Origin of the sequence: Inquilinus limosus MP06 (assembly GCF_000767795.1) — a bacterium.
GTDB classification, from domain to species: domain Bacteria; phylum Pseudomonadota; class Alphaproteobacteria; order DSM-16000; family Inquilinaceae; genus Inquilinus; species Inquilinus limosus_E.
Window position 1 is genome coordinate 1 of sequence record NZ_JANX01000201.1, and the last position, 9,768, is coordinate 9,768.

Sequence of the window (9,768 nt, forward strand, 5' to 3'; positions counted from 1 at the left end):
GGCCGCGCGCAGGGGCATCGCCCTGACCCCCGGCCCGGCCTATGCCATCGGCCCGGGCCACGCGCCGGCCGGGGTGCGGCTGGCCCTCGCCTCGCCGGCGCCCGAGGTGCTGCGCGAGGCGGTGGAGACGCTGGCCCGGCTGGCGCGGAGCGAGCCGGACCAGCTCGCGGTGGATTAGCCGCGGGATTTTGTCCCTCCACCGGCCCGGCGAAGGCGCGCATGCTGCCCTCAGCCGAGGGAGATTCGCCGATGCTGAAAGCCCTGATCGCCTCCGCCATTCTGCTCGCGGCCCTGCCCGCCGCGGCCCAGCAGGACTGCCCGGACGACAGCCAGGCCGGCCTGAACCAGTGCGCCGGCGATGCCTACAAGAAGGCCGACGCGGCGCTGAACGCGGCCTATAAGCAGGTCATGGCGCGGCTGAAGGACAGCGAGGCCGCGGCCAAGTCGCTGGTCGCGGCGCAGCGCGCCTGGATCGCCTATCGCGACGCCGAATGCGATTTCATGTCGTCCGGCGTCGAGGGCGGCAGCGCCCGGCCGATGATCGTGGCGCAGTGCCTGGAGCAGCTGACCACCCGGCGCGCCGACGACCTGAAGGCCCTGCTGAACTGCGAGGAAGGCGACCTGAGCTGCCCGGTGCCGGCCGCCGAATAGGCGGTTCAGCCGGCGGGGGGCAGCGGCGCGCCGAACTGCAGCGCGTCCAACGCGCCCTGCAGGATCCAGGCGGCGGCGGCGGTGTCCACCGCCTTGGCCCGCTTCTTCCGGGTGACGTCGTGATCGATCATCTGGCGCTGCACCGCCATGGTTGACAGCCGCTCGTCCCAGAAGGCGATCGGCAGGTCGCGCAGCTTCAGGAGGTCGCGGGCGAAAGCGCGGACCGACTGGCAGCGCGGCCCCTCGCTGCCGTCCATGTTGACCGGCAGGCCGATCACCAGCGCGGCGACGCCGCGGTCGTCGATGGTGCGCAGCAGCTCCTGCGCGTCGGGCGTGAACTTGGTACGGCGGATGGTGCCGATCGGGGAGGCCAGCGACAGGCCGGGGTCGGACACCGCCATGCCGATGGTCTTCTCGCCGAGATCCAGGCCGATCAGCCGCCCGCCGGGGGGCAGCAGCGGCTTCAGGTCGCGAAGATTGCAGACCGCCATATCGGGTGTTACCTTCCGCGCCGTTTTCCGTCGGCCGTCCCCCGCGGCTCCGGCCCCATGCCGGCCCGGTTCGGCCTCCGATCCCCGGAGATGACTACGACATGTCGCTCGACAGAGCCACCGTCGCGAAGATCGCGCATCTGGCCCGTATCCGCCTCGACGAGGCGGAGCTCGATTCCATGACCGGCGAGCTGTCCGGCATCCTGGACTTCGTGGAGCAACTGGCCGAGGTGAACACCGACGGGGTCGAGCCGATGACCAGCGTGGCGCAGCAGGGCCTGCGCCGCCGTCCGGACGAGGTGACCGACGGCGGCTACCCCGAGAAGGTTCTGGCCAACGCGCCCTCGGCCAAGGCCGGGTTCTTCACCGTGCCGAAGGTGGTCGAGTGATGTCGAAGCCGACGCATCTGACCCTCGCCGGCGCGCGCGACGCGCTGAGGAAGCGCGAGATCTCCTCGGTCGAGCTGACCACGGCGCATGTCGCGGCGGTCGAAAGCCTGCGCGGCCTCAACGCCTTCGTCACCGAGACGCCGGACAAGGCGATCGAGATGGCCAAGGCCTCCGACGCCCGGCTGGCGCGCGGCGAGGGCGGCCCGCTGGAAGGCCTGCCGATCGCGATCAAGGACCTGTTCTGCACCGAGGGCGTGCGCACCACGGCCGGCAGCAACATCCTCGGCAACTTCGTGCCGCCCTATGAATCGACCGTCACCAGCCAGCTGTGGCGCGACGGCGCGGTGATGCTGGGCAAGCTGAACATGGACGAGTTCGCCATGGGCTCGGCCAACATCACCTCCGCCTATGGCAATGTCGAGAATCCGTGGCGGCGGCAGGACGGCAGCAACGCCAAGCTGGTGCCGGGCGGCTCCTCCGGCGGCTCCGCGGCGTCGGTCGCGGCCCGCATCACCCTGGCGGCCACCGGCACCGACACCGGCGGGTCGATCCGCCAGCCGGCCGCCTTCACCGGCATCGTCGGCATCAAGCCGACCTATGGCCGCTGCTCGCGCTGGGGCGTGGTCGCCTTCGCCTCCTCGCTCGACCAGGCCGGGCCGATGACGCGGACCGTGCGTGACGCGGCGATCATGCTGCGCTCGATGGCCGGCTTCGACCCGAAGGATTCGACCAGCGTCGACATGGCGGTGCCGGATTTCGAGGCGGCGCTGACCGGCGACATCCGCGGCCTGAAGGTCGGCATCCCGAAGGAATACCGGGTCGACGGCATGCCGGCGGAGATCGAGCGCGTCTGGCAGCAGGGCGCCGACTGGCTGCGCGCGGCGGGGGCGGAGATCGTCGAGGTCTCGCTGCCGCACACCAAATACGCGCTGCCGACCTACTACATCGTCGCCCCGGCCGAGGCGTCGTCCAACCTGGCGCGCTATGACGGCGTGCGCTACGGCCTGCGCGAGACCGGCGGGTCGCTGAACGAGCTGTACGAGAACACCCGCGCCGCCGGCTTCGGCCGCGAGGTGAAGCGCCGGGTGATGATCGGCACTTATGTGCTCTCGGCCGGCTATTATGACGCCTATTACACCAAGGCGCAGAAGCTGCGGACGCTGATCGCCCGCGACTTCACCGAGGCGTACAGGCAGTGCGACGTGATCCTGACGCCGACGGCGCCGTCCACCGCCTTCGCCATCGGCGAGAAGCAGGACGACCCGATCGCGATGTATCTCAACGACGTGTTCACCGTGCCGGCCTCGCTGGCCGGGCTGCCCGGCCTGTCGGTGCCGGCCGGCCTGGGCGATGACGGGCTGCCGCTCGGGCTGCAGCTGCTCGGCCGGCCCTTCGACGAGGAGACGGTGCTGCGCGTCGCCGAGGTGATGGAGCAGGCGGCCGGCTTCACCGCCCTGCCGCAGTCCATCTCGTAAGGCGGGGCTCGCGATCATGACGGGCTTCGTCATCCGCCGGCTCGGGCCCGAGGATGCCGCGGCCTATCGCGAGATTCGGTTGGAGGGGCTGGAGCGCCACCCCGAGGCGTTCGGCTCGACCTATGAGACCGAAGCCGGCCTGTCGCTGGAAGATTTCGGCCGGCGTGTCGCCGAGGTGGCGACCTTCGCGGCCGAACGCGACGGCCGGCTGCTCGGCCTCGCCGGGCTGGCGCGCGAGACCACGCCGAAGCGCCGGCACCGCGGCACGCTGATCCGGATGTATGTGCGGCCCGAAGGGCGCGGCACCGGCGCCGCCGACGCGCTGGTCGAGGCGGTGCTGGACCACGCCCGGGCCGAAGGACTCGACTCCGTCATCCTGGCCGTCACGGTCGGCAACCAGGCGGCCGGGCGGCTCTACGACCGGCACGGCTTCACCGTCTATGGGGTCGAGCCGGGGGCGCTGAAGTTCGGCGGCCAGGCCTACGACGACGAGCTGCGCATACGGTTCCTCTGAGCCGCTCTCCGGCGCGTCGCTCCGTCGTCTTCGGATGGTCATGGAAAGCTGCTATGCCGGCGCCGGGAAGGGGCAGCAGCCCGAGGAGGCCGGCCATGACCACGATTCCCTATATGCCGCGGCGGTTCCGCACCGCGGCCGCGCATTACCTGCAGGGCCGGCCGCCCTATGCCGCCGGCCTGTTCCCGCGGATCGCCCGGACCTGCGGCCTCGGTCCCGACCACCGGGTGATGGATCTCGGCTGCGGGCCGGGGCAGATCGCGGTGGCGCTGGCGCCCTTCGCCGAAGAGGTCGTCGGCATCGATCCGGAGCCGGAGATGCTGGCCGTGGCGGCGGAGACGGCGGCGCGGGCCGGCGTCCGGGTCACCTGGCAGCAGGGCAGTTCCTACGATCTGGGGCCGCAGCTCGGCCGGTTCCGGCTGGTGACCATGGGCCGCTCCTTCCACTGGATGGACCGGATGGAGACGCTGCGCCGGCTCGACAGCATGATCGACCCGGAGGGCGCGGTGGTGCTGGTCCATGACGACCACCCGAAGGTGCCGGACAATCGCTGGGTGAAGCCCTATCGCGACTTGCTCGAGCGCTATTCCGCGGAGGATGTCGGCCGGCAGATCCGCAAGTCGCCGGACTGGCTGAACCATACGGCCGTGCTGCTGGACTCGCCGTTCAGCCGGCTGGAGGAGGTCGCGGTAATCGAGCGCCGGCGGATCCCGGCGGACTCGCTGATCGACCGGGCCCTGTCGATGTCGAGCGTGATGTCGGGGGCGATCGGCGACCGGGTCGAGGCGCTGATCGCCGAGATCGAGGGGCTGACGGCGGAATACGAGGCCGAGGGCACGCTGGGCGAGGTCGTCACCTCGACGGCCCTGATCGCCCGCCGGCCGGAAACCGACTGACACAGGCCTGGGCGCTTGCTTCGGCAGCGCGACCGCCGCAAAGATCGCGGCTCACATTATCAACCCGCCCGTATCGGGAGAGTGACGTGTCCCTGAAGCTCCACACCGTGATCTGCAGCACCCGGCCGAACCGCATCGGCCCGGTGGTCGCCTCCTGGTTCCAGGAGATCGCCGCCGGCCACGGCAAGTTCGACGCATCGCTGGTCGACCTGAAGGATTTCGACCTGCCGGTGTTCGACGAGCCGGAGCATCCGCGCCTGCAGCACTATGTGCACGAGCACACCAAGCGCTGGGCTGCCAGCGTCAGCGCCGCCGACGCCTTCGTCTTCGTCACGCCGGAATACAATTTCGGCCCGCCGCCGGCGCTGCTGAACGCGCTGAACTACCTGTACCTGGAATGGAACTACAAGCCGGCCGGCTTCGTCAGCTATGGCGGTGCGTCGGGCGGGCTGCGGGCCGTGCAGGCCGAGAAGCTGACCCTGACCACGCTGAAGGTGGTGCCGCTGACCGAGGCGGTGGCGATCCCGATGGCCTGGAATTCGCTGGCCGACGGCAAGCTCACCGTCCCCGAGGCCCAGGCCAAGGCCGCGACCGGGATGTTGGACGAGCTGGCCCGCTGGGCCGAGGCGCTGAAGCCGCTGCGGGCGAAGTAAGGGCCCTGCCCTTCATTCACTGTCATGCCCGGGCTTGACCCGGGCATCCAGAGAGCGTCGACATCCTCTGGATTGCCGGGTCAAGCCCGGCAATGACATCAGGGGGAAATCGAAGCTCGATCACCCCGCATGGATCCACAGGATCTCTGCCTCCTCCGGCCCGTCCGACAGGCAGGCATGCGGGGTGCGGGCGTCGAAATACAGGCTGTCGCCGGCGGCCAGGCGGAACGGCGCTTCGCCGGCGAAATGCATCGTCACCGCGCCGGACAGGACCAGCAGGAACTGCTGGCCCTCATGCCGGTCGAGCGGCCCGTACTCCAGCAGGGTGCGGGCCTTGACCCGGGCGCGCACCGGGGTGACGCGCTTCTCGGCCAGGTCGGCGGCCAGGAGCTCGTGGCTATAGCTGCGGGTCTCGTGCCGCGGCCCGGTGCCGGCCCGGGTCAGGCTGCGCGCCGCCGGGGCCGGGCGAGCGTCGCCGAACAGCCCCGCGAGATCGACGCCGAAGCCCTGCGACAGCTTCAGCAGCACCTCGACCGTCGGCGACATCCGGCCGTTCTCGATCTTCGACAGGGTCGACTTGGCCAGGCCGGTACGCTCGGACGCCGCCTCCAGCGTCCAGCCGCGGGTCCGGCGCAGCGCCTTCAGCCGCGGGCCGAGGCTCTGGGGCGCATCACTGTCCATGCGCCGCAGCTAAGCACGCGCCGCGGCCTGCCGCATCTGTTTCCGATCGGAAAAATCTCGATTGCGTGTCGCCCGTCCGTGGTCTAGGTGTCACTGATCCAATCCACCTTCCTCGTCATTCCCGCGAAAGCGGGAATCTCGTCGGGACAACCGGTCGGAGATCCCCGCTTTCGCGGGGATGACGGCAAAGGGAAGGGCGGCGAAGGCAGGGTGCGGGCATGGCGGACAGCTTCGACGTGGTCATCATCGGCGGCGGCGCCATCGGCAGCGCCATCGCCTGCTTCCTGATGCTGGAGCCGGGCTTCGACGGCACGGTCGCGGTGGTCGAGCGCGACCCGACCTACCGCACCGCGTCCTCGGCGCTGTCCGCCTCCTCGATCCGGCAGCAATTCTCCACCCCCTTCAACGTCGCGGTTTCCCGCTTCGGGCTCGAGGTGCTGAAGCACCCGGAGCGCTGGCTCGAGGTCGAGGGCGAGGTGCCGGATTTCGGCTTCCACGAGAAGGGCTACCTGTTCCTGGCCACCCCGGCCGGGCAGCCGGTGCTGCGGGCCAATCACGAGATGCAGGTGGGCGAGGGCGTGGCCGTCGACCTGATGGCGCCGGACCGGCTGGCCGAACGCTTTCCCTGGCTGAATGTCGATGGTCTCGCCGCTGGCTCGCTCGGCCTGGCCGGCGAGGGCTGGTTCGACGGCTACAGCCTGCTGCAGGCCTTCAAGCGCAAGGCGCGGTCGCTCGGCGCCACCTATATCGCCGACACCGTCATCGGCATCGACCGGGCGGGCGGCCGGGTCACCGGCGTGACCCTGGCGGATGGCCGCTGCATCGGCTGCGGCACGCTGGTCAACGCCGCCGGGCCGCAGGCCGGCAAGGTCGCGGCGCTGGCCGGCATCGACCTGCCGGTCGAGGGCCGCAAGCGCTGCGTCTTCGTCTTCGACTGTCGCCAGACCCTGGCCGATTGCCCGCTGGTGATCGACCCGTCGGGCGTCTGGTTCCGGCCCGAGGGCAACCTGTTCATCTGCGGCGCCCCGCCCACGGGCGAGGACCCGGACACCGAGGACCTGACGGTCGATCACGGCCTGTTCGACGAGATGATGTGGCCGGCCATGGCCGAGCGGGTGCCGGCCTTCGAGAGCCTGAAGGTGGTGAATTCCTGGGCCGGCCATTACGAGATGAACACGGTCGACCATAACGCCATCATCGGGCCGCATCCCGACCTGCCCAACCTGATCTTCGCCAACGGCTTCTCCGGCCACGGGCTGCAGCAGTCGCCGGCGGCCGGGCGGGGCGTGGCCGAACTGATCGCCCATGGCGGCTTCCGCAGCCTCGACCTGTCGCCCTTCGCCTTCACCCGGATCCTGGAGAACCGGCCGATCGTCGAGCTGAACGTGGTGTGATCGGCGGCCGGGCTGTAGCATCGGCCGGCACGAATTCGGAGGACTCCCCGATGGCCGAGGTCGAGGCGAGACTGAGCGCGCTGGGGCTGCAGCTGCCGGCGCCGATCCAGCTGCCGCCCGGGGTGACGCTGAGCTTCCCCTGGGTGCGGATACACGGCGACCGCGCTTTTGTCTCCGGCCACGGCGCCTTGGCGCCGGACGGGGCGTTGGCGCCGCTGCTCGGCAAGGTCGGGCAGGAGCTGACGGAGGAGCAGGGCTACCAGGCCGCGCGACTGACCGGCCTCGCCATCCTCGCCAGCCTCAAGCACGCGCTGGGCGACCTCGATCGCATCACCGCCTGGCTGCGCGCCTTCGGCATGGTCAACGCGGCGCCCGGCTTCAACCGCTACCCGCTGGTGATCAACGGCTTCACCGACCTGATCGTCGAGGTCTTCGGGCCGGAGCGCGGGGCGCATTCCCGCTCCGCCGTCGGCATGGCCGGGCTGCCCTTCGGCCTGGCGGTCGAGATCGAGGCGGAGGTCGCCATCCGGCCGTAGGGTGTCGAGCTCATGCTGCAGGCGACACAAGCCTGCCTCGGCGTGGTGATGATATGAAGAAAGTTGTCATCCTCGGGCTTGACCCGAGGATCCAGGGGCTTTCGAGAGCGGCTCTCCGCGGCCCCTGGATTGCCGGGTCAAGCCCGGCAATGACAGAAAAGGGGAGGAACGCTCCGTCTCCGGACTTGGATTCGGAGCCCTGCATCCAGCCCTGAAATCCTTGACACGGCACCCCCTTCCGCGCTCCCTGTCTCGCTTCCGGACGGTTTGAGTGCGAGCGGTTCCATGTACACGATCGAGGGTGAGACGGGCGCCTGGGAGACGGTGATCGGGCTGGAGGTCCATGCCCAGGTCATCTCCAAGGCCAAGCTGTTCTCCGGCGCGGCGACCGATTTCGGCGCGGCCCCGAACAGCCAGGTCAGCCTGGTCGACGCCGCCATGCCCGGCATGCTGCCGGTGATCAATGATTACTGCGTCGAGCAGGCGGTGAAGACCGGCCTCGGCCTCAAGGCGCAGATCAACCGCCGCTCGGTGTTCGATCGCAAGAACTACTTCTACGCGGACCTGCCGCAGGGCTACCAGATCAGCCAGTACAAGGACCCGATCGTAGGATCCGGCGAGATCGTGCTGGACCTGCCGGACGGGTCGTCGCGCACCGTCGGCATCACCCGGCTGCACCTGGAGCAGGATGCCGGCAAGAGCCTGCACGACCAGTCGCCGCGCGAGACCTTCGTTGACCTGAACCGGTCCGGCGTGGCGCTGATGGAGATCGTGTCGGAGCCCGACCTGCGCAGCCCGGACGACGCCTCGGCCTATCTGCGCAAGCTGCGGTCGATCCTGCGCTATCTCGGCACCTGCGACGGCAACATGGAGGAGGGCTCCATGCGCTGCGACGTCAACGTGTCGGTGCGCAAGGTCGGCAACACCGCCTTCGGCACCCGCTGCGAGGTCAAGAACGTCAACTCGATCCGCCACGTCATGGCGGCGATCGAGTTCGAGGCGCGGCGCCAGGTCGAGATCATCGAGGGCGGCGGGTCGATCGACCAGGAGACCCGGCTGTGGGACCCGAACAAGGGCGAGACGCGGTCGCTGCGTACCAAGGAGGATGCGCACGACTACCGCTATTTCCCCGACCCGGACCTGCTGCCGCTGGTGCTGGAGGACGGCTTCGTCGAGCGCATCGCCGCGACCCTGCCGGAGCTGCCGGACGAGAAGAAGGCGCGCTTCATCGGCGAATACGGCCTGTCGGCCTATGATGCCGGGGTGCTGGTGGCGGAGCAGGCCAAGGCCTTCTTCTACGAGCGCGCGGCCAAGGGGCGCGACCCGAAGCTGGCCGCCAACTGGGTGATCAACGAGCTGTTCGGCGGCCTGGCCAAGGCGGGCAAGGAGATCGAGGACAGCCCGGTCTCGGCCGAGCAGCTGGGCGGGCTGGTCGACCTGATCGCCGACAACACCATCTCCGGCCGCATCGCCAAGGACGTCTTCGCCGAGATGATGGAGACCGGGCAGGATGCCGGCGCCATCGTCGAGGCCAAGGGGCTGAAGCAGGTCACCGACACCGGCGCGATCGAGGCGGTGATCGACCAGGTGATGGCGGCGCAGGCCGACAAGGTGGCCGAGTACCGCTCGGGCAAGGACAAGCTGTTCGGCTTCTTCGTCGGCCAGGTGATGAAGGCCTCGGGCGGCAAGGCCAACCCGGCGCTGCTGAACGAGCTCCTGAAGAAGAAGCTGAACGGCTGACCGGGCGAGGGCGGCGATGGACGATCTCACCGTCGCCCTCCGCCTCGGCGCCGCCCTGGCCGTCGGCCTGATCATCGGGCTGGAACGCGGCTGGACCGACCGCGACCGGCCCGAGGGCCGGCGGGCCGCGGGCTTGCGCACCTTCACCATCGCCGGCTTCGGCGGCGGCGTCGCCGCCTTTCTGGCGCCGGATCTCGGGGCCGGCCCGCTGCTGCTGTTCCTGGCCGGGACCGGGGCCTACATGCTGGCCGCCTATTGGCGCGAGCAGGGCAGCCTGGGCCTGACCACCGAGGTCGCGATGCTGGTCGCCGTCCTGCTCGGTGCCGCCGCCGGGGCGGGGCATGTCCT

Annotated in this window: 12 protein-coding genes; 10 read left to right on the forward strand and 2 right to left on the reverse strand. The window is 70.1% G+C overall.

Annotation, left to right across the window (positions count from 1 at the left end; all coding sequences use genetic code 11):
• The first annotated feature begins 249 nt into the window (after positions 1 to 249).
• A complete protein-coding gene (locus P409_RS16640) occupies positions 250 to 651 on the forward strand; it encodes a lysozyme inhibitor LprI family protein (protein WP_034839546.1) in 402 nt (133 codons plus the stop codon).
• Positions 652 to 656: 5 nt separating this feature from the next.
• Here the strand turns inward: P409_RS16640 and ruvX are convergent, their stop codons facing one another.
• Positions 657 to 1,142 (reverse strand): Holliday junction resolvase RuvX, encoded by a 486-nt coding sequence (gene ruvX / locus P409_RS16645; protein ID WP_034839551.1) that lies wholly within the window; start codon positions 1,140 to 1,142, stop codon positions 657 to 659.
• A gap of 101 nt (positions 1,143 to 1,243) precedes the next feature.
• Between ruvX and gatC the strand changes: the two genes are divergently transcribed.
• The 5 genes from gatC to P409_RS16670 all read left to right on the forward strand — a co-directional run bounded on the left by gatC (position 1,244) and on the right by P409_RS16670 (position 5,069).
• Positions 1,244 to 1,531, forward strand: coding sequence for an Asp-tRNA(Asn)/Glu-tRNA(Gln) amidotransferase subunit GatC (gene gatC / locus P409_RS16650; protein WP_034839555.1), 288 nt, complete (start codon positions 1,244 to 1,246; stop codon positions 1,529 to 1,531).
• Entirely contained in the window at positions 1,531 to 3,006 is a 1,476-nt protein-coding gene (gene gatA, locus P409_RS16655; protein ID WP_034839558.1) for an Asp-tRNA(Asn)/Glu-tRNA(Gln) amidotransferase subunit GatA, read from the forward strand. The genes gatC and gatA overlap by 1 nt, the downstream gene beginning before the upstream one ends.
• Positions 3,007 to 3,022: 16 nt before the next feature.
• Positions 3,023 to 3,520 (forward strand): GNAT family N-acetyltransferase, encoded by a 498-nt coding sequence (locus tag P409_RS16660; RefSeq protein WP_034839562.1) that lies wholly within the window; start codon positions 3,023 to 3,025, stop codon positions 3,518 to 3,520.
• A gap of 95 nt (positions 3,521 to 3,615) precedes the next feature.
• Positions 3,616 to 4,416 carry a class I SAM-dependent methyltransferase gene (locus tag P409_RS16665; protein WP_034839564.1) on the forward strand — a complete coding sequence of 267 codons (801 nt, stop codon included), beginning with the start codon at positions 3,616 to 3,618 and terminating at the stop codon, positions 4,414 to 4,416.
• Positions 4,417 to 4,502: 86 nt separating this feature from the next.
• The gene (locus P409_RS16670; RefSeq protein WP_034839566.1) at positions 4,503 to 5,069 is read left to right on the forward strand and encodes an NADPH-dependent FMN reductase; all 567 of its coding nucleotides are present in this window, start codon (positions 4,503 to 4,505) and stop codon (positions 5,067 to 5,069) included.
• Positions 5,070 to 5,189: 120 nt separating this feature from the next.
• Here P409_RS16670 and P409_RS16675 read toward each other — a convergent pair whose 3' ends face one another.
• Positions 5,190 to 5,750 carry a helix-turn-helix domain-containing protein gene (locus P409_RS16675; protein WP_034839570.1) on the reverse strand — a complete coding sequence of 187 codons (561 nt, stop codon included), beginning with the start codon at positions 5,748 to 5,750 and terminating at the stop codon, positions 5,190 to 5,192.
• A 218-nt stretch (positions 5,751 to 5,968) separates the two neighbouring features.
• Here P409_RS16675 and P409_RS16680 point away from each other — a divergent pair, with 218 nt between their 5' ends.
• The 4 genes from P409_RS16680 to P409_RS16695 all read left to right on the forward strand — a co-directional run.
• Positions 5,969 to 7,144, forward strand: a complete 1,176-nt coding sequence (locus P409_RS16680; protein ID WP_034839574.1) for an NAD(P)/FAD-dependent oxidoreductase — start codon at positions 5,969 to 5,971, stop codon at positions 7,142 to 7,144.
• Positions 7,145 to 7,194: 50 nt separating this feature from the next.
• Positions 7,195 to 7,680 carry a RidA family protein gene (locus P409_RS16685; RefSeq protein ID WP_034839578.1) on the forward strand — a complete coding sequence of 162 codons (486 nt, stop codon included), beginning with the start codon at positions 7,195 to 7,197 and terminating at the stop codon, positions 7,678 to 7,680.
• A gap of 285 nt (positions 7,681 to 7,965) precedes the next feature.
• Entirely contained in the window at positions 7,966 to 9,420 is a 1,455-nt protein-coding gene (gene gatB, locus P409_RS16690; RefSeq protein WP_034839583.1) for an Asp-tRNA(Asn)/Glu-tRNA(Gln) amidotransferase subunit GatB, read from the forward strand.
• 16 nt (positions 9,421 to 9,436) lie between these two features.
• On the forward strand, positions 9,437 to 9,768 hold a 332-nt coding region (locus P409_RS16695), incomplete at its 3' end, for an MgtC/SapB family protein (RefSeq protein WP_034839586.1).